17 protein-coding genes are annotated in these 19,654 nt (G+C 67.2%); 6 read left to right on the forward strand and 11 right to left on the reverse strand.

The features are described 5' to 3' along the window. Together GOPIP_RS11080 and GOPIP_RS11085 are read left to right on the forward strand one after the other, a co-directional pair. Entirely contained in the window at positions 1-1,419 is a 1,419-nt protein-coding gene (locus GOPIP_RS11080) for a purine-cytosine permease family protein (protein ID WP_006369733.1), read from the forward strand. Then, entirely contained in the window at positions 1,419-2,969 is a 1,551-nt protein-coding gene (locus tag GOPIP_RS11085) for a GMC family oxidoreductase (protein ID WP_006369734.1), read from the forward strand. The genes GOPIP_RS11080 and GOPIP_RS11085 overlap by 1 nt, the downstream gene beginning before the upstream one ends. On the opposite strand, the gene GOPIP_RS11090 is transcribed toward GOPIP_RS11085, so the two are convergent. Further along, positions 2,966-3,865: a LysR substrate-binding domain-containing protein gene (locus GOPIP_RS11090; protein ID WP_006369735.1), complete on the reverse strand. Its 900-nt coding sequence runs from the start codon at positions 3,863-3,865 to the stop codon at positions 2,966-2,968. The two genes, GOPIP_RS11085 and GOPIP_RS11090, sit on opposite strands and share 4 nt — an antisense overlap. Before the next feature lie 125 nt (positions 3,866-3,990). On the opposite strand from GOPIP_RS11090, the gene GOPIP_RS11095 reads away from it, so the two are divergent. Together GOPIP_RS11095 and GOPIP_RS11100 are read left to right on the forward strand one after the other, a co-directional pair. Then, entirely contained in the window at positions 3,991-5,493 is a 1,503-nt protein-coding gene (locus GOPIP_RS11095) for an APC family permease (protein WP_006369736.1), read from the forward strand. 53 nt (positions 5,494-5,546) lie between these two features. Continuing rightward, positions 5,547-5,927, forward strand: a complete 381-nt coding sequence (locus GOPIP_RS11100; RefSeq protein WP_006369737.1) for a cupin domain-containing protein — start codon at positions 5,547-5,549, stop codon at positions 5,925-5,927. 109 nt (positions 5,928-6,036) lie between these two features. Here GOPIP_RS11100 and GOPIP_RS11105 read toward each other — a convergent pair whose 3' ends face one another. Then, on the reverse strand, positions 6,037-7,689 hold the full coding sequence (locus GOPIP_RS11105; protein WP_006369738.1) for an amidohydrolase: 1,653 nt from the start codon (positions 7,687-7,689) through the stop codon (positions 6,037-6,039). A 19-nt stretch (positions 7,690-7,708) separates the two neighbouring features. Continuing rightward, on the reverse strand, positions 7,709-9,811 hold the full coding sequence (locus GOPIP_RS11110; protein WP_006369739.1) for an oxidoreductase: 2,103 nt from the start codon (positions 9,809-9,811) through the stop codon (positions 7,709-7,711). A 208-nt stretch (positions 9,812-10,019) separates the two neighbouring features. Here GOPIP_RS11110 and GOPIP_RS11115 point away from each other — a divergent pair, with 208 nt between their 5' ends. After that, the gene (locus GOPIP_RS11115; protein WP_006369740.1) at positions 10,020-10,676 is read left to right on the forward strand and encodes a TetR/AcrR family transcriptional regulator; all 657 of its coding nucleotides are present in this window, start codon (positions 10,020-10,022) and stop codon (positions 10,674-10,676) included. Here the strand turns inward: GOPIP_RS11115 and GOPIP_RS11120 are convergent. Genes GOPIP_RS11120 through GOPIP_RS11140 form a run of 5 tightly spaced genes read right to left on the reverse strand, consistent with a single transcriptional unit; the run spans position 10,615 to position 15,681 of the window. Then, entirely contained in the window at positions 10,615-12,054 is a 1,440-nt protein-coding gene (locus GOPIP_RS11120) for an aspartate ammonia-lyase (RefSeq protein ID WP_006369741.1), read from the reverse strand. The genes GOPIP_RS11115 and GOPIP_RS11120 overlap by 62 nt on opposite strands. Positions 12,055-12,091: 37 nt before the next feature. Next, positions 12,092-13,249 carry a M20 family metallopeptidase gene (locus tag GOPIP_RS11125; RefSeq protein ID WP_006369742.1) on the reverse strand — a complete coding sequence of 386 codons (1,158 nt, stop codon included), beginning with the start codon at positions 13,247-13,249 and terminating at the stop codon, positions 12,092-12,094. Beyond that, positions 13,246-13,920 carry a DUF1028 domain-containing protein gene (locus GOPIP_RS11130; RefSeq protein ID WP_006369743.1) on the reverse strand — a complete coding sequence of 225 codons (675 nt, stop codon included), beginning with the start codon at positions 13,918-13,920 and terminating at the stop codon, positions 13,246-13,248. Before GOPIP_RS11130 ends, GOPIP_RS11125 begins: the two co-directional genes overlap by 4 nt. Further along, positions 13,917-14,384 carry a RidA family protein gene (locus tag GOPIP_RS11135; RefSeq protein WP_006369744.1) on the reverse strand — a complete coding sequence of 156 codons (468 nt, stop codon included), beginning with the start codon at positions 14,382-14,384 and terminating at the stop codon, positions 13,917-13,919. Before GOPIP_RS11135 ends, GOPIP_RS11130 begins: the two co-directional genes overlap by 4 nt. Before the next feature lie 34 nt (positions 14,385-14,418). After that, on the reverse strand, positions 14,419-15,681 hold the full coding sequence (locus tag GOPIP_RS11140; RefSeq protein ID WP_006369745.1) for a flavin-containing monooxygenase: 1,263 nt from the start codon (positions 15,679-15,681) through the stop codon (positions 14,419-14,421). A gap of 171 nt (positions 15,682-15,852) precedes the next feature. On the opposite strand from GOPIP_RS11140, the gene GOPIP_RS11145 reads away from it, so the two are divergent. After that, complete coding sequence (locus GOPIP_RS11145) at positions 15,853-16,788, forward strand: NADP-dependent oxidoreductase (RefSeq protein ID WP_006369746.1); 936 nt, start codon at positions 15,853-15,855, stop codon at positions 16,786-16,788. 18 nt (positions 16,789-16,806) lie between these two features. Here the strand turns inward: GOPIP_RS11145 and paaI are convergent, their stop codons facing one another. Genes paaI through paaZ form a run of 3 tightly spaced genes read right to left on the reverse strand, consistent with a single transcriptional unit; the run spans position 16,807 to position 19,582 of the window. Further along, the gene (paaI, locus tag GOPIP_RS11150) at positions 16,807-17,178 is read right to left on the reverse strand and encodes a hydroxyphenylacetyl-CoA thioesterase PaaI (protein ID WP_170320195.1); all 372 of its coding nucleotides are present in this window, start codon (positions 17,176-17,178) and stop codon (positions 16,807-16,809) included. Positions 17,179-17,222: 44 nt separating this feature from the next. Continuing rightward, positions 17,223-17,537 carry an EthD family reductase gene (locus GOPIP_RS11155; protein WP_006369748.1) on the reverse strand — a complete coding sequence of 105 codons (315 nt, stop codon included), beginning with the start codon at positions 17,535-17,537 and terminating at the stop codon, positions 17,223-17,225. 5 nt (positions 17,538-17,542) lie between these two features. After that, entirely contained in the window at positions 17,543-19,582 is a 2,040-nt protein-coding gene (paaZ, locus tag GOPIP_RS11160) for a phenylacetic acid degradation bifunctional protein PaaZ (RefSeq protein WP_006369749.1), read from the reverse strand. Positions 19,583-19,654: the final 72 nt, after the last annotated feature.

Below are 19,654 nucleotides of genomic sequence, written 5' to 3' on the forward strand. Positions count from 1 at the left end.
ATGACGAGCACACCAGAATCCGGCGCCCCGGGCGCCGCGCCGGCACTCGAACGCCGCACCATCGATCACATTCCGCATGACGAACGGCACGGTCGCGCCCGCGACATCTTCACCGTGTGGTTCGGCTCCAACATCATGCTCCTGACCATCATCACCGGCGCGCTCGCGACCACCGTGTTCGGTCTGCCGTTGTGGGCCGGGGCGCTCGCGGTGATCGCCGGCAACGTCGTCGGTGGTGTTGTGATGGCGTTGCACGCCGCGCAGGGTCCGCAGATGGGCGTGCCTCAGATGCTGCAGACCCGCGCCCAGTTCGGCTCGCTGGGAAGCCTTCTGGTGGTGGTGCTCGTCGTCTTCATGTACCTGGGGTTCTTCGCCTCCAACGCGGTCCTCGGTGGCAAGGCCTTCGCGGCGGTGACCGGCCTGCCGACCAACTGGGCGATCGTGATCATCGGTGCGATCAGCGTCGGTGTCACCATCATCGGCTACCGGTTGATCCACTCGATGGCCGCGGTGTTGTCGGTGGTGGCGGGTGTGGCATTGATCATCGCGTTCGTGTGGATGGTCGGGGTGCAGGGCCTGCCCAGCGGCACGTGGCATGGCGGCGGATTCGGCTGGGCCGGTTTCATGGCCACCTTCTCGGCCGCGGCACTATGGCAGATCGCTTATGCGCCCTACGTTTCCGACTACACGCGGTATCTACCCAAGGACACCGGGGTGACCACCGCGTTCTGGGCCACCTACTCCGGCTGTGTACTCGGATCGGTGCTGCCGATGCTCCTCGGTGTGGTCGTCGGTGCTGCTCTGCCCGCCGCCGACACCCTCGACGGCCTGTCGACGCTGACCCACGGCATCTCGACCGGGCTCTTCGTGATCTTCGCGGTGGGCATCAGCGTCACCAACGGGATGAACCTCTACTGTGGTGCATTGTCGACGATCACCATCGGGCAGAACATCTTTGCGTGGTGGCGTCCGCAGGCAACGAGCCGCGCGGTGATCGCCGTCGTGCTCTTCGCCATCGCCATGGCGCCTGCCCTTCTCAGCGCCGACGACTTCCTGGCCAACTACGCCAATTTCCTTTCCCTGCTGCTGTGCGTGCTGATCCCGTGGACCGCGGTCAACCTCGTCGACTACTACCTGTTGCGCCACGGTGACTACGACATCGACTCGCTGTTCGCCAAGGACGGCGGAGTCTATGGTCGCTTCAACTGGACGGCCATCGCCTGTTACGTCCTCGGCATCGCGTTGCAGATCCCTTTCCTCTCGACCACCCTGTGGGTCGGTCCTATTGCTACATCGCTTGGCGGCGTGGATATTTCGTGGCTGGTGGGGCTCGCGGTGATCTGCCCCCTCTACTACGTGCTGATGCGCGCGAAGATGCCTGTGCCGTCGGCCTCGCTGGTGTCGGGGTCGGTCGCGTGATGAGCGACTACGTGGTGGTTGGCGGTGGCACCGCAGGCTGTATCGTCGCCGCACGGCTCAGCGAACGCCCCGACGTCACGGTGACGGTGCTCGAGGCCGGTCCCGACGACGAGCACGAGCCTCGTGCCCGATCGATCCGCCGGTGGGCGGAGATGATCGAGAGCGAGTACGACCAGGATTACCGTAGCATCCCGCAGGAGCGCGGGAACTCGGGAATCCGCCAGTCGCGCATGCACATTCTCGGTGGATGCTCGACCGCCAATACGATGATCACCTGGCGGCCGCTGGCCGCTGACCTCGAGGAGTGGGCCGACCTCGGCGTCGTCGGCTGGGATGTGCACACCCTCGGACGATGCTTCGATCGACTGGCCACCCCCATCACGCCGGTCGCCGAGCAGGATCGCAACCCCTACGTGGCCGACGTCGTCGCCGCGGCCGGGGAGGCGCTCGGCCTGCCTTTGCGGACGGCGTGGAACAGCGACGACGACTTCGCCTCGACGGGAGAGGGCGCCGGCTTCTTCGAGATCGGTTACGCCCCGGACACCAATCTCCGGTCATCGACGTCGGTGCACTATCTCCATGACGTCCGGTCGCGCGCCAATCTGACTCTGCTGCAGAATAGTTCGGTTTCTCGAATCCTGTTCGACGGGACACGCGCGGTGGGTGTGGTGGCCGTCGACGAGAACGGGGCCGAGTACGAGGTGCGCGCCGCAGTGGAGGTGATCGTGTGCGCCGGTGCTCCCGGATCGCCGGCTATCCTGCAGCGATCGGGGATCGGTCCCGCGGACGTGGTGGGCGCCGCCGGGGTGCCGGTGTTGCTCGACCTGCCCGGGGTGGGCGAGAACCTGATGGATCATGCCGAGGGGCTGATCGTCTGGGAGACCGATCGCGACGTGCCGTCGACCTGCGCGACCGGCTGGGACGCCGGTGCGGCGCTGCGGATCTCGGCCGACAGCCCGGCACGGCCGGACGTGCTGATGCACTTTCCGGTCGAGGCCGTCGCCGATCATGCCGTCGCCGCCGGTGCCGAACTGCCCGAGCACATCGTCTCGATCGCACCCAATGTGGCCAAGCCCCGCAGCCGCGGGCGGGTGTGGATCACCGATGCCGATCCGGCGACGCCGCCGGCCATCGACTACCGGTATTTCACCGATCAGTCCGGGGCGGACGAGGCCGTGTTGCTGGCCGGTGTTCGTGCGGCCCGTCGCATCGCCGAGACCGAGCCGATGGCGAAGTGGATTGTCCGAGAGGTATTCCCGGGCCCGGAGGTGGTCGGCGACGAGGAGCTCTCGGCCGCGCTGCGAGCGACGCACCAGACGGTCTATCACGTGTCCGGCACGTGCCGCATGGGTCGCGATGGTGACCCGCTCGCCGTCCTCGACAGCGATCTGAGGGTGCGTGGCGTGAGCGGTGTGCGGGTGGTGGATGCGTCGGTGCTGCCGACGCTGACCTCGGTCAATCCGGTCGGCACCATCATGAGCGTCGCCGAACGTGCCGCCGAACTCATTGCCGCCGAACTCATTGCGCCGGTCGGGGCGTCCGCGTCTTAACTCCCGAACAGATCCCGGCAGAGTTCGGCCACCACGGCCGCGCGGCGCGTGGGACGGGCGGCGACCGCGCTGAGCAGCACCATCGTGAGTGCCGGGGCGTCGTCGGCGATCGGGATCGCCGCGACCGCGTGTCCGTCGAGCGCCACCGGCACCGCCGACTGCAGGTTGAGCACTGTGTAGGCCAGTCCCCGTCCGACGAGCGCCCGACATGTCTCGACCGTCGTGGAGCGGTAGCGGATCGCGGGCTCCACCCCGGCGTCGCCGAAGACACGTCCGAAGTAGTCGCGACTGTGCGGTAGATCGAGCAGGGCCATCGGCTCGTCGGCGAGTTCACGCAGCCGCAACGACTTTCGCTTTGCCAACCGGTGGGTCCCCGACACGAGCACGTACGGCGGTACGGTACGCAGCGGCCACCGCTTGAGACGGGCGTCGTCGACGAGGTCGTATCCGATACCGAGTTCGAAGGTGCCGTCGGCGACGCCCTCGGCGAGATCGGCGAGGTCGACCTCGGTGGTCTGCAGATGTAGACGCGGAAGCTTTTCCGCAGCGGTGCTGAGCAATTCGGGTAACAGGTACGGCGCCATCACCTCGAAGCAGCCGATCGACAGCGATCCGGTCAGTGAGCCGCCCAGTCCGTGCGCGATGGACCGCAGATCGGCCGCGGAGGTCAGCAGTTGCCTGCTCGCCACGAGGAGCTCCCGACCCGACGGGGTCAGGGTGATGCCCTTCGCGTGATGACGTACCAACAGCTGCACGCCGAGGGCGCCCTCGAGGTCGGTCAGGGCCGTCGACATCGCCGACTGTGAAAGATGGACGGCGGCGGCGGCTTTGGTGATACTGCCGGCCTCGGCGACCGCAACGAAGTACTCGAGTTGCCGCAGGGTGTAGTCGGCCATGTCCCGCCTCCGTTGATTCGACTGAACCGATATTAAACCAAGAAAACAACGACTGTACAGATGTGATCGCCAGACTCAGTCTTGTAGTGCACGTCATACTTTTTCTCGCAATCAGGAGTTGTTTCATGGGAACTCATCCAGTAGGCCAGGACGGTCCGGATCTGCATCTGAAACGGTCGCTCCGGCGCCTCGACGTCCCGATCATGATCTTGTCGGCGCTGATCAGCCTCGACATGGTCGGTGAGATCTCGTCGTTCGGCGGCGAGACGTTCACCTGGTTGCTCGTCCTGGCACTGCTCTGGATGATCCCGTACGGGCTGGTGACGGCCGAGTTGGGCAGCGCTTTCCCCGACGAGGGCGGCCTCTACGAATGGGTCAAGCGCGCCTTCGGCCGCCTACCCGGATCGATCGCCACCGTCATGTACTGGTCGATCAATCCGCTGTGGATCGGCGGCTCGCTTGCGTTCATCAGTACCCAGGCGTGGAGCGGCTTCATTCATCCGGTGGGTTCGGGAACGCTCGGCGACTTCGCCTTCAAGATCGTTTTCGTGTGCGCCTCGGTGGGGGTGACGCTCCTGTCGATGCGACGAGCACGCGTGATCTTCCGGATCGGTACCTATCTCAAGCTCGGCCTCGCCGCGGTCTTCCTGATCACCACCGTCGTCTACGGCATCGACCACGGTTTTCACGGCATCGGTGCGGTCAGCTGGTCGCCCACGATGGCCGGATTCCTGGGACTCGTTCCGCTGCTGCTGTTCTCGCTCGTCGGGTTCGAGGTACCGAGTCAGGCGGGCGGCGAGATGGCCAACCCGCAGCGCGACGTACCGCGCGGCATCGCGCTCGGCGGGTTCGTCGGACTGGCGGTCTATGCGCTGCCCGTCCTGGCGCTGCTGCTGGTCCTCCCGGCCGGGGCGATCACCGGAATCGGCGGATTCATGGCCGCGGTGGACACTGTCTTCGGTGTCTACGGTCCGGCCGCGTCGATCCTGGTCAAGATCGCGGTCGTCGCCTTCATCATCGGACTCGGGATCACCGGCGCCACGTGGGCGGTGGCGGCCAATCGCGCTCTGGCAGTGGCGGCCTCCGACGGAGGCTTCTTCCCATACTTCGCGCGCTTCGACGAGAAGCGCAATTCGCCGGTGCGTGTCAACGTCTTCACCGGCGTCATCGCGCTGCTGTTCATGATCGTCGGCGTCCTCTTCTCGCGGGGCGACAGCGCCGCCACCTTCACCGTCGTCCTGACCATCACCATCTCGACGTCCCTGGTCGCCTATCTGTTCGTGTTCCCGGCAGCACTGCGGCTGCGATTCACCCACGCCGACATCAAGCGCCCCTATGCGATCCCCGGGGGTCGCGCGGGCCTGGCGGTGGCTGTCGCCCTGACCACGTTCTGGGCCGCGCTCGGTGTCTGGGTGGCGGTGTTCCCCGGGACCCTGGAGAACCTCATGGGTGTGCACTACGACTTCGTCGAGACCTGGGGAGTGGGTCGGCTGCGGTTCGAGGTGTTCACCCTGGGCACGCTCGCAGTGCTCGCCCTGATCGCGATCGTCGGCTACCTCCGAGGACGCGTGACCCCCTCGACGCCGGTCGGTACCGACACCCCGGCTGTCGCCGCACAGATCTCGTAGCCGGCATTCGCCGGATCACCTGTCACCGATCGATCACCCCTGAAGGAGTACCCATGAGCACCCTGCAATCGACCACCCCGCAGATCATCTCCACCGACGACGCCGCCCGCACCGCGATGACGCCGAGCGCCTACGTCACCTCGGAGACCCTGCGTGCCGGCGACCCCGCCGAGCGCGAGGCCACCCACCTCGTCAGCGCGGACGAGAAATTCGTCGTCGGCTCGTGGTCGGCACAGCCATACACCGAGTTCATCGAGTCCTATCCGGGTGACGAGTACGCGCGGGTCCTCGAGGGATCGGTCACGCTCACCGGTGACGACGGTGTGGCGCATACGATCTCCGCCGGCGAGGCGTTCACCCTGCGACGTGGCTGGCGTGGCGAGTACCGCGTGACCCAGCCGCTGCTCAAGCAGTTCGCGCTGTATCTGGGCTGACGCGGCGTCACGCCGTCGGCCCGCGCCCGGCCACTGCCGAAACCCGGGGAGCAACATTCCTCCCCGGGTTTCGTGCTCGTCGGAAGATGTCTCTCGCCGACGACGGCACTCAGATGGCGTGCACCACGGTGCCGCCCACCATCGTCATCGTCGCGGTCAGAGCCCCGATGTCGACGGCCGTGCGGATGTCTTCATCGAGCACGACGAGGTCGGCGTCCTTGCCGACGGACAGCGAGCCCGCGCGATCCTCGGCGTGCATGGCGCGGGCGGAGCCGACCGTGTAGGCGTCGACGGCCGCGCGCAAGGTGATGGCCTCCCCGGCGACGAGCGGTACCGTCCGGGCGTCGTCTCCGATGGCGTGCGGATCGGCGATCGACCCCGTTCGGTGCACCGCGGTGTGGATGGCCCACAACGGATTAGGATCGGTCACCGGCCAGTCGCTGCCCATTGCGAGCGCCCCGCCCTCGGCCCGGATCGACCCGAACGGGAAGTGGAAGGGTTCGCGATCGGGTCCCAGTAGCGGGAGCTTGCGTTCGACGATCTCGGTATCGCGTCGCGCCCAGAGTGCCTGGATGTTGGCGATCACGCCGAGTTGCGCGAACCGCGGGATGTCGGCCGGGTCGACCACGTCGAGGTGAGCGATCTGATGCCGGGCATCGAAGCCGGGGCGTGCCGACCGCGCGGCGCCCAGCGCATCGAGGCATTCGCGGACCGCCCGATCGCCGACGGCGTGCATGTGGATGTGAAAGTCGTTGCGCACCAATAGTGCACACACCTGCTCGAGCTCGGCAGGATCGATGAAGGACAGTCCTGTCGGAGATGCTCCGGCCGGCAGGTCCGAGTACGGCGCCAACATCGCGGCGGTGCAGTTCTCGCAGATGCCGTCCTGCATCACCTTCACGGTGTCGACGTGAAAGCGGTGTCCCCGGCCCTGTGCTCGACGCTCCCGCAGGGTGTCGAGCTGCCCGACGCCCTCGTCGGCGGCCCACCACAGGGCGCCGCAGACGCGGGCGGTCAGCTCGCCCGCGGCATCGGCGGCGAGGTAGGTGGCGAGGGTATCCGACAGCCCGAACGCCGGGATGTCGACGCCGGCATCTTGCCAGCCGGTGACACCCGCCGCATGCAGGCGCTGCTGTGCGATCAGCAGTGCGCGCCGCAGGAAGGCCTCGTCGTAGTCGGGGATCAACGCATTCGCCGGATCGCCGGCGCGCTCGAAGAGGATTCCGGTCGGTGTGCCGTGCGCGTCCCGCTCGATGCGGCCGCCGCTGGGGTCGGGTGTCGACGCGTCGATGCCGACCCTGCGGAGAGCCTCGCTGTTGACCCACACGCCGTGACCGTCATGGCTCGAGAGCACCACCGGGCGGTCGGCGACGACCTCGTCGAGATCGCCGCAGGTGGGTAGACCACCGACGAAAGCATCTCCGTACCAACCGCTTCCACTGATCACCGGCTCGTCCGGATGGGCACGCGCATATGCGGCGATCGCGTCGAGGTAGCCGCGTCGGGTGTGCGGCAGCTCGGACAGGTCGCACCGGAGGGCGGCGAGCCCGCCGGCCACCGGATGCACGTGGGCGTCGACGAAGCCCGGCAGGAGGCTTGCGCCACCGAGGTCGTGGACCTCGGTGGCGGGCCCGAGCAGTGCCCGATCGACGCCGCGGCCGACGGAGATGATCACTCCGTCGGCCACGGCGAGGGTATCGGCACCGCTCACGTCATCCGGCCGCCAGAGTGCGGCATTGGTGAAGACATGAGAGGCGTACATGGTTACTCCTTCGGGCTGGTCACGAGGCCGTCACCGGTGTCCGGAACACCGGTTCGATGGACAACTGGGTGACCTCGCGCCGGAACGGCACCGGGTCATCGGACTTCTCGACATCGAGTTCCTCGGCGTACCGATGGCCCGCCCACACCGCGGCGGCGATCGTCGAGGGTGCCCACGCGTCGCCGATGCCGCGTACCGAGCGCACGCCTGCGGCAGACCACTCGTCGGCACGTGCGTGCAGGGCCGTGTACAGCTCGTCGTGGGGGAGTCGGGCGGTGACGAGGACGACGGCGTCGGCGTCGAGTTCTCCGGTGCGCCCGGTGAATCGGCAGGCGGTGCCGACGCAGCCGGCACCGATCGCGGTGAGCGCGGTGTCGGTGCGGACCTCCACGCCGGCCTCGATGATCCGAGCCCGGATGCGGTGGGCCTCCATGGTGTTCACCGTCCATTGCGACACCTGCGGCGCGGGGGTGACCAGGGTGACCGCATACCCCTCCTTGGCGAGCAACTCCGCGATGACGGCGCCGAGGTAGTAGTGGTCGTCGTCGAAGAGCACGACGCGCTTTCCGGCGGGACGACGCCCGGCGATGATGTCGTCGGGGGTGAGGACTTCGGGGGTGGGGGCGATCTCGATGGGGTGGGTGTGCCAGCGGCCCACCCCATCACGACGCCACGACGAGCCGGTGGCGACCACCACGTGGTCGAAGCCGTACTCGAGGATGTCCTGCTCGGTCATCGGTGACTCGCGATAGACCTCCACGTTGTCGAGACGATCGAGCTGTTGCAGCCGGTAGTCGACGACCCGAATCCATGCGGACAGGCCGGGGAGCGTGGACTCCTTGGCCACGCGCCCGCCGAGTACGCGGCTCGCCTCGGTGAGGGTCACCGGATAGCCGCGGTTGCCCAGCGAGCGCGCGGCTTCCAAGCCCGCCGGCCCGGCTCCGACCACGAGCACCGACGACGTCGAGGTGGCCGGGGCGATGCGTTCGGGATGCCAGCCGCGACGGAACTCCTCACCCATGGTCGGGTTCTGGGTGCAGCGGATGGGCGACATGGTGAAGTCGCCGGACACGCAGATGTTGCAGCCGATGCATTCGCGGATGTCCGCGAGATCTCCACGTTCGATCTTGTTGGGCATGAACGGATCCGCGATGGAGGGCCGGGCGGCGCCGATGAGATCGAGGATGCCGCCGCGGACGTGGCGGACCATGGTGTCCGGGGAGGTGAAGCGGCCCACGCCGACAACGGGTTTCGTGGTGAGCTGCTTGAGTCCGGTGACGAACGGTTCCTGTTCGGCCTCGGGGCCGAACCGCGAGGTCACCGAATCGTCCTCCCAGCTGCCGAGCACCAGGTCCCAGAGGTCGGGGTGCTCGCCGATGAGGCCGAACACGTCCTCCATCTCCGCGCGGGTGATGCCGTCGTCACCGAGGAGTTCATCCACCGAGATGCGGCAGGCGACAGCCGCTTTGCCGTCGGCGATCTCCCGGGTGTCCTCGAGGATCTCGCGGATCAACCGCACCCGATTCTCCAGGCTCCCGCCGTACTCGTCGGTGCGGTTGTTGTAGCGGGGCGAGAGGAAGTGGTGTAGGCCGCCGATGGCGTGCCCGGCGTAGACGTAGACGATGTCGTAGCCCGCTCGCAGTGATCGGTGCACCGAATCGGCGTGCCACTTGCGCAGGTCGACGATGTCGGACTTGCTCATCGCGCGTGCCTGAACCGGATCGAAGTTCCACGAGACGACGGGCAGATGTTGTGGCGCCAAGGGGGTTTCGCGGCTGATGAGATTGGGGCTGTTGAGGCCGTTGTGTGCCAGCTCGATGCCGGCGAGTGCGCCGCCCTCGTGGATCTGCTCGGCGATGCGGGCGATCGCCGGCATGTCCTTGTCGTCCCAGAGGCGTAGCTCGATGAACGGGCCGATGTCGGAGGTGGGGTGTATCTCCACCTGCTCGGTGCAGACCACGGCCCAGCCTCCCTCGGCCTTGGTGCGGCGCATCGCGGCCTCGCCGGAGGGATCGCGGTACCCCATGCCGTTGCAGTGCGGCACCTGGAAGAAGCGGTTGCGGGCGGTGACCGGTCCGATGGTGACCGGTTCGAAGAGGACGTCGTAGCGGGGATCGCGCATGGGAACACTCCGGGGGCTGGACTGTGAGGGAGCACCTCATTCTTTGGGTTCAATCTCAAAGAATGAATCGACGGTATCGCGAGCTCGGCCACCGCGCACAGCTGTCAGCGGGATCTCGTCGTGCGAAGATCCGATCCGTGACATCGGCTGGATCGATGCAGCCGGGGCATGTTGCATCACCCGGCGGTGCAAGGCAGGATCGGCACACATGGCCAGACCTCGAAGACAGGATGCCAGGCGCTCCGAGATCATCACCGCCGCAACGGTTGCCATCGCCGAGCGAGGATTGATCGGGCTGCGGCTCAAGGACATCGCCGAGGCCGCGGCGATGTCGGCGGGCTCGGTCGCCTATTACTACCCAGAACTCGACGACCTCCTGCTCGCCGTCCACGAGCGGGCCGTCGAACGGTTCCACGGGGGTCGGCGAACGGCCATGACCACCCAGGACAATCCGGTGGGCCGGTTGCGGATGCTGGTGGACCTCGGTGTCTGCGACCCTGACGATCCGATGTGGCCCGCACTGTACGAGTTGCATCTGCACAGCGCGCGCGAACCGCGTCATGCCGAACTGATGTCGAGACTGTTCGAACTCGAGGTCTCGCTCTACCGCGACGTCATCTCCGCCGGGGTGGAGTCCGGTGTCTTCGACCTCGGCGATGACGCCGAACGGATCGCGGCCACGGCGGTGGCTCTCGAGGATGGCTACGGCATCCACCTCGTCGCCCGTAACCGCGAGGTGGATGCCGACGCCGCGCGTACCGCACTCCGTGGCTACCTCGCTGCGGTACTCGCCTGCGCCGACATCATCGGCGGTCGCGCGCGACCTCGACCGCCGAGTGTGGACGCGACAGGAGTGCAGGACTGAATATGCGTGCCAGGACGTCGTCGTCGACGAGTCGGGAGCGCCGGACCAGATCGGGAATCGAAGCGCCGGTGGCGATCGCCTCGGCCACCAGGGCGGTGGCCACCTCGTAACCGAGCAGCGGATTCAGGACAGTGGCCAGGCTCGCCGATCCCATGACGGCCTCGCGCATACGATCGGGATTGGCGGTGATGCCTGCGATGCAGCGTTCGCCGAGAACGTCCACGGCGGCGGTCAGGTGGGTCAGCGACGACAGCAGTGCACGAGCCATGATGGGCTCGAATGCGTTGAGCTGTAACTGTCCGGCCTCGGCGGCCATGGTGATCGTCAGATCATTGCCGACCACCTCGAAGGCCACCTGGTTGACCGCTTCCGGGATTACCGGATTGACCTTGCCCGGCATGATGCTCGACCCCGCCTGCACCGGCGGGAGATTGATCTCGTTGAAGCCTGCGCGGGGTCCGGAGGACAAGAGCCGCAGATCATTACAGATCTTGGACAGCTTCACCGCGGTCCGTTTGGTGACCCCGGACAGCTGCACGAATGCGCCGACGTCGGAGGTTGCCTCCACGAGATCGCCGGCGGTGCTCAGCGGCAAACCGGTGATGGTGCGCAGATGTTCGCAGGCCCGTGCGGCGTACTCCGGATCGGTGTTGAGACCGGTTCCGATGGCGGTGCCGCCCAAGTTGATCTCGGCGATCAGCAGGGCAGCCTCGGCGATCCGGTCGGCGTCCTCGACGATGGTCACCGCGTACGCGCCGAACTCCTGGCCCAGGGTCATCGGCACCGCGTCCTGCAATTGGGTGCGTCCGAGCTTGAGCATGTCGCCGAATTCTTGCGACTTGGCCACACAGCGCGCCGCCAGTTCGCGCAGCGAGGTCTCCAGGGCGCGAGCGGCGAATCCGAGGGCCACCTTGACCGCCGTCGGGTAGACGTCGTTGGTGCTCTGCCCGAGATTGACGTGCTCGAGCGGGTGCACGACGGTGTAGGTGCCTCGCGGGTGACCGAGGATCTCGAGTGCACGGTTGGCGATGACCTCGTTGGCGTTCATGTTCGTCGACGTTCCCGCGCCGCCCTGGATCTGGTCGACAACGAACTGATTGTGTAGCGCGCCCCCGCGAATCTCGGTACAGGCGTCCGTGATCGCCCCGGCGATGACTGGGTCGAGGAGCCCGAGTTCGCGATTGGTCTGCGCTGCTGCTTGTTTGACCGAGGCCAGTGCAATCACCAGATCGCGGTGGACGGCGATCGGAACCCCGCTGATCGGGAAGTTCTCGAGTGCACGGGCGGTGTGCACACCGTAGTAGGCCCCGGCGGGGATCTCCCGGTCGCCGAGCAGGTCGTGTTCGATACGGAAGGCGGCATGAGGCTCGGTGGACACGATGTTCTCCTCCGTTGGGTCGGTGGGGGACGGTGGGTCAGTGGGCGCCCAGCAGACGAGTCCGAACAGTCGACTGCATCGCGGCGTCGACAACGGTTCCCGCCATCGCGAGCGCACCGTGCGCGATCGCAGTCTCGGCGGCCGGGCTCAGGGTGGCCGCGGCGAACTCGGCCTGGTGATTGACCGCCGGCATCGAATCGATACCGATGTAGGGATGGATCGCGGGGAGTAGCTGCGACACATTGCCCATGTCGGTCGATGCCCGTGCCATCATCGAGTCCGGTCCGGTCTCGAAACGCCGGCCGAGTGCGGTGGCACGACGTTCGTACAGTCCGAGAAGTTGCTCGTCGGTGCGGAATTCGGCGTACGGACGGGATTCGGGTGTCACAGTGAGCCGAGCCCCGGACGCCAGGGCGCCGGCCTCGAAGCAGCGCAGTACCCGGGGCGTCACCTCGGCGAGTTCGGCGAGCGTCTCGGCCCGCACATACCAGCGGCCCTCGGTGTGCTCGGCGATGGCGTTGGGCGCCTCCCCGCCACGGGTCATCATCCCGTGCACGCGCACCGACGACGGCAGCTGTTGCCGAAGCAGCCCGATCGCAACCTGCGCGACAGTGAACGCATCGGCGGCGTTGACCCCACGCTCGGGGTAGGCGGCGGCGTGCGCAGCCTTGCCGTGATACTCGATATGGTTGTGCGACACAGCAAATGGCCGGGCCCGCGCCACATCGACTGGTCCTGGATGCACCATTGCGGCAGCGTGTTGACCATCGAAACCATTGCGTTCGAGCATCTCGATCTTGCCCCCGCCGCCCTCTTCGGCCGGTGTGCCGATGACGGTCAGACGCAACCCGAGATCGTCGGTGAGCGGCGCGAGAGCGAGCGCCGCACCGACGGTGATCGCCGAGATCAGATTGTGGCCGCAGGCGTGACCGAGGCCAGGAAGTGCGTCATACTCGGCGCACAGCGCGAAATGGAGGTCGCCGGTCCCGATCGTCGCGGCAAAGGCGGTGTCGAGCCCGCAGTATTTCTCCGTGATCTCGAAGCCGGCGTCGGACAGGCGATCGGCCACCCGCCGCGCCGAACGTACTTCCTCCCAGGCAATCTCGGGATCATCGTACAGCTCCCGGGACAGCGTGGTCAGCAGCGAGTGGTCGGCGGCGATCTTATCGGCGAGCGCCGAGTCAAGGGTGCTCACAGATCCCCCGGAACACCGTACGAGGGGGCGCGCGTCGGGTCGATACCGCGCACCCGGTAGTCGTCCTTCTGTGGTGCCCAGATCTGCCAGAGGGCACTCAGTTCGCCCACTGGGTCGTCGGCGAAATCGACCCGCAGATCGGTGACCGGCCAGTCGACGTCGGCCACGACGAGCAGTCCGGCCGAATGTACCGGGCCGGCCTCACCGCCGGCAGCGAGCGCATCACGTAGCCCGTCGAGTAGTCGCTCCTCGAGATGTTCTGCCCTACTGCGGGTGTAGCCGGTCACCAGTTCGGTGAGAACGCTCTCGTCGGCCAGGAGATTGCCGGCGGCGACCACGTTCTCGGCCTCGATGTGACCGTACACACCGAGGCTCTGCGAGCCCGAGTGCACTGCTGTCGTGCCGTCGGCCCCGACCGCGGTGACCTGTCGATGGTCCGGAAAGCGCTCCCGCGACAGTGCATTTGCCAGAGCATCCGCCGCGTTGGCGCCAACAGCCATCTCGTCGAGCACGGCGGTGCCCAGCGCCGGATTGGTGATGTTCTGCGAGGCGACCACACCGACACCTGGCCGCAGGTGCGCGCAGCGCGCGGCGACTGCCGGGCTCGACGAGCAGATCACGATGCCGAAGGCACCCGTTGCCGGTTCGTGGGCGATCAGTGAGAGTGTCATCGATCGTCGGACTTCGGTTCGGTGAGAACGGGTTCGCTGACAACGGCGGTCGCATCGATCTCGACGAGCCACTCGGGTCGGGCGAGTGCCTCGACGACCAGTCCGGTGGAGACGGGGAAGACACCCGTGAGCCATCGGCCCATCACGCGGTACACGGTCTCACGAAACCGGATGTCGGTGAGATACACGGTGACCTTGACGATGTCGCGCAGCGAACTCCCCGACTCGTCGAGCAGCATCGCGATGTTGGCCATGGCCTTGTCGGCCTGTGCCTCGACATCGCCGATGCCGATCGACTCGCGCGTGTCGAGGTCTTGTCCGATCTGACCGCGCAGGTACACCACGCCGCCTGCGACGACGGCCTGGCACAGATCGTTGTCGAGGTTCTGCTCGGGATAGGTGTCGCGGGTGTTGAACGGACGGATCCGGGTGTGGGTGACCCCGCGGGAGGGTGCGGCGCTCATGGAGGGAATCCTTTCGGCTGTCAGGTGTCGGGGCTCAGCGTGCGGCGAGAGCGGGCGCTTCGTAGGCGAGGTAACCGCGCTGGATGGCGATCTGATCGGCGAGATACTTGGCGTCGTGCCAGACACCCCAGATGAAGCTCGATCCGCGTCGCGACAGCCATGGCAGCCCGAGGAAATACACGCCGGGCTCGCTGGAGACACCGCGCTGATGCCGCGGCCGACCAAGTTCGTCGAGGGCCGCGACCTGTAGCCAGTCGTAGTCGTAGGCGAAGCCGGTGGCCCACACGATGGAGGTCACCGAATGGGCCGCCAGGTCGAGTGATCGGACCGGTGTGGTGACGCAGGCCGGATCGGGTCCGATGACCCGGGCCTGCGGTTCCTCGGGCAGATCGAGCCCGTTACGGGCGATGTGGGCGTCGGCCTCGTCGAGCATCGACAGGTAATTGGCGTCGCCGGCCTCGATGTTGGCGCGCAGGTCGTCGGCAAAGGTCATGACTCCGTCGACGACGGCCTCCGCACGTCCGAGCAGGGTGATGCCATCGGCGGCGAGGCTGCGGAAATCGACGGTGTGTCCGCCGTGAGCGCCGCTGACGGCGATCGTGACATGCTCGGCCCCGGCGGGCGGAACGGCCATGTCCCACTTGCCGAGAACGCCGAGCCACCAACAGAAGTCACGGCCGCGATAGTTGCGCGGGGGACGGTCGTGCGGTCCGACCGCAAGATAAACCGTACGCCCCGATTCGCGGAGCTCGTCGGCGATCTGCACACCCGACGAGCCGGCACCGACGACGAGTACCGCGCCGTCGGGTAGCTGCTGTGGCCGGTGATAGGAACTCGAATGGATCTGGTGCAGTGCCGAATCGGCGGGTACCAGCGGCGGGATGACGGGCTTCTGGAAGGCCCCGGTTGCCGAGACGACGAAGCGGGCGTCGATGGTGCCCTCGCTCGTTTCGACACGAAAACCCGAGCGGCCGTTGTGTCGTCGGACCGAGATCACCTCGACACCGGTGCGGATGGGCGCGGAGATCATCGAGGCGTAGGCTGCGAGATAGTCGGCGACGCCGTCCTTTCCGACGAAGGAATCGGGGTCGGCATCGAACTGCATGTTCGGGAAGCGGTCGTGCCACGCCGGCCCGTTGGCGACGAGGGAGTCCCACCGCCACGAGCGCCAGCGCTCGGCGACGCGATCACGCTCGAGCACCAGGTGCTCGATTCCCTGCGCGCCGAGGTGTTCACTCATGGCGATACCGGCCTGCCCGGCACCGACGATGACCACGTCGATCTGCTCGTTCTCCACTGTCAACCTCCAACGTTCGCCCAATGTCTCGTGCGTCGGATCAAGGATCGCGTGAAGCTGTTGAATCTGTACAGCGGTATTAATCGGTGCATTGCATCGGTTTTCCCGAATGCTGTCAGAGCGGTCGACAACCCACGGAATCAATCGATCGGGAAGCCCGTTGCAGCGACCATGCGAGCAATCACCTATGACCGCTTCGGCGGCTCCGATGTCCTGACGCTGCGCGATCTGCCGACACCTCACGTCGGACCCGACTCCGTTCTCGTGCGCGTGCGCGCCTCGAGTGTCAATCCCGTGGACTGGAAGGTTCGTCAGGGTTACCTCGCCGAGGTGCTCGACACCGTGTTCCCGGTCGTCCCGGGATGGGATGTCGCCGGTGTCGTCGAGCAAGTGGGTTTGGACACACCGGAATTCGAGGTCGGCGACGAGGTGTTCGGCTACGTCCGCAAAGACATCGTCGGTGGGGAGGTGGCGGGCGGAACGCTCGCCGAACTCGTCGCGGCACCGGTGCGAACCCTCGCCCGCAAGCCGGCCGGGTGGTCGTTCGAGGAGGCCGCGGCCGTTCCGCTCGCCGGGCTCACCGCGTACCAGACGATTCGGCGCGCGGGAGTGCGATCGGGGCACACGGTGCTCGTCCACGCCGCTGCCGGTGGCGTCGGCTCGTTTGCCGTGCAGATCGCGCGGTCGATGGGCGCCAGGGTGATCGGCACGGCGTCGGCCGCCAATCACGACTTCCTCCGACGCCTCGGCGCCGAACCCGTGACCTACGGAGACGGGCTGGCCGAGCGCGTACGCGCGCTCGAACCCCGAGGTGTGGACGCGGTTCTCGACTATGTCGGCGGTGACGCGCTGGACTCGGTACCGGAGGTGTTACGCGCGGGCGGCACCGTCGCCTCCATCACCGATGCGCGGGCGCGCGACGAGTTCGGTGGCCAGTACGTCTGGGTGCGGCCCGACGCCACCGATCTCGCAGAACTCGCCCGACTCGGCGAGACGGGTGCCCTGACTCCCGAGATCGCCGAGGTGTTCGACCTGGCCGATGCCGCCGCCGCGCACGAGCGCAGCGAGTCCGGCCACGTGCGCGGGAAGATCGTCGTCCGCGTCTGAGACCGGCCGGCGCGTGGCTCAGGGGCGGGCGATGGTGCGGCTGTCACCGCGGAATTCGGCGACCACCTGCTCACCGCTGGTGACGGTGACGTCGTAGATCCCGTTGCGCCCGAAGCCCGCGACCTCGCGGGCGTCGGCGACGAGCAGGTCACCGGCGTGGGTGGGACGTAGGAAGCGGATGTCGCAGCGGGCGGCAACCGCGGCGTCGTCACCGCTGTTGCAGGCGAGCGCGAACGCGGTGTCGGCGAGGAGGAACACGTAACCGCCGTGGGTGATGCCGTGGCCATTGACCATCTGTGCTCCGATGCGCATCGACATCCGCGCCCGCCCGGCACCGAGCTCGAGGAGCTCGATGCCGAGCGCGCGAGAGGCGTTGTCCTCGGCGAACATCCGCCGCGCGATCGCGTGGTCGGTGACCTCGTCGGGAACCGACGTCACGGACGCACCGAGGTCTCGGCGTGGGTGAACATGGTGACCCCACCGGTGGCGAAGTTGGGCACATCGCCTGCGGCGGCGGCCATCTCGGGAGACCCCAGTCCGGCCTTCAACGAGTCCTCGTCGGCGAAGTACAGGCTCGCCACGGAATAATACGGCGGCTCGGAGCCGTCCAGCGTCGACACCTTGGCATAGGTGTACTCGGTCAGGCCCGGGATCGCATTCGCGAGCGGGATGTGCACCCGCTCGTAGTAGTCGTCGAACGCGGCGGGGTCGGTGGGTTGTCCGTAGCAGACGGCAACGCGAACGGTCATGTCGATTACTCCTTTTCGGCTTTGGCGACGAGGGTGAGCACGTCGTAGGTAGCGACCGGGTCGTCGTTCTGATTGGTGACGACGGCATCCCAGCGCACCTCACCGTAATCGGCGCTCTGGCGCGGCGTGATCTGTTTGGCCGTCAACGTGACGGTGAGGCTGTCCTCGGCTTTGACCGGGGTGAGGAATCGCAATCCGTCGACACCGAAGTTGGCCAGCACCGGACCCGGTGCCGGGTCGACGAACAGGCCCGCGGCCAGCGACACCACCAGGTATCCGTGGGCGACGATGCCGCCGAAGAGGGGGTTGGCCGCGGCAGCCTCCGGGTCGGTGTGTGCATAGAAGGTGTCGCCGGTGAATTCTGCGAAGTGGTCGATGTCGGCGCGCGTCACCTGACGCGGCCCACCGACGATGGTGTCACCGATCTGCAACTGCGACAGATTCTTCCGGAACGGGTGCACGTCGGTGTGCACGCGGTCGGCGCCGCTGACCCAACGCCGTCCGATCGCGGTGAGGATGTTCGGTGTGCCCTGCACCGCGGTGCGCTGCATGTGGTGGAGCACGCCGCGGATGCCGCCGAGTTCCTCCCCGCCACCCGCGCGGCCGGGGCCGCCGTGCACCAGGACCGGCAGCGGTGAGCCGTGGCCGGTGGATTCGGCGGCATCCTCGGCGTTGAGCACCAGAATGCGACCGTGGTAGGCGGCGATGCCGCGCACGACGGTCGCCGCGACATCGGTATCGGCGGTCACCAATGAGGCGACCAGCGATCCACGGCCGCGGGCGGCGAGGGCGATGGCGTCGTCGGTGTCGCGGTAGCCGATGACCGTCGACACTGGGCCGAAGGCCTCGATGTCGTGGATCTCCGGCGCCCAGCTGTCGTTGGCGCGCAACAGGATCGGCGAGAGAAATGCGCCTTTTGACCGCTCGGCGTCGACGAGCTCGACGTGGTCGGGGTCGCCGAAGACGATGTCGGCCGATTTGGTCAGTCCCCGAAGTGATTTCAGGACCTCGTCGCGCTGCTCGATACTCGCGAGCGCGCCCATCCGCACGTCGGGGGCGGCGGGATTGCCGACGCGGATCGTGGCCAGTCTCGCCGACGCGGCCTCGACGACGGCATCGACAAGCGGCTCGGGGACCAGGGCGCGGCGGATCGCGGTGCACTTCTGCCCGGCCTTGACGGTCATCTCGGTGACGAGTTGCCGCACGTACAGGTCGAATTCGGGATCGCCGACGCCGATGTCGGCACCGAGGATCGATGCGTTGAGTGAGTCCGCCTCGGCGGTGAAGTGCAACCCGGATGCCACCACCGTCGGATGGGCGCGCAGCACGGCGGCGGTGTCGGCCGAGCCGGTGAACGCCATCGAATCCTGTCCGTCGAGATGGTCGAGCAGATCGCCCGCGCTTCCGCACAGTAGTTGCACCGACCCCTCGGGCAGGATGCCGCTCTCGACGATGCGGCGGACCACGAGCTCGGTGAGATAGGCAGTGGCACTGGCGGGTTTGACGATCGTGGGCACGCCGGCGATGAACGCCGGGGCCAGCTTCTCCAGGAAACCCCACACCGGGAAGTTGAAGGCATTGATCTGCACCGCAACCCCGCGTCGCGAGGTGTAGAGGTGCTGGCCGAGGAAGGTGCCCTTCTTGCCGAGCGGCTCGACCGGGCCGTCGAGATAGACGGTGTCGTTGGGCAATTCCCGTCGTGCCTTGCTCGCGTAACTCAGGACGGTCCCGAATCCGCCGTCGATGTCGACGGCGCTGTCGCGGTCGGTGGCGCCGGTCTTGCGGGAGAGTTCATAGAACTCGTCCTTGCCCGCCATGAGGGTGAGGCCCAGTTGTTTGAGCAACCCGGCCCGCTCGTGGAAGGTCAGCGTGGCCAGCGCCTCTCCGCCGACGGTGCGTGCATATTCGACCATCGCGGCGCGATCGACACCGGTCGCCGAGATCCGCGCCACCTCCGATCCGTCGACGGCGTCGAGCAACGGCGTGCCCTCGTCGGGCGCGGCGTACCAGCGTCCTTGTGTCCAGCTTTCCAACAATCGGCTCACAGCCCAGCTCCCTCTACCGTCCATTCGGTCGGTAATTACCATCGCCGGGACGTTGGTTCCGTGTCAAGGGGT

Source organism: Gordonia polyisoprenivorans NBRC 16320 = JCM 10675 (assembly GCF_000241325.1).
GTDB lineage: Bacteria > Actinomycetota > Actinomycetes > Mycobacteriales > Mycobacteriaceae > Gordonia > Gordonia polyisoprenivorans.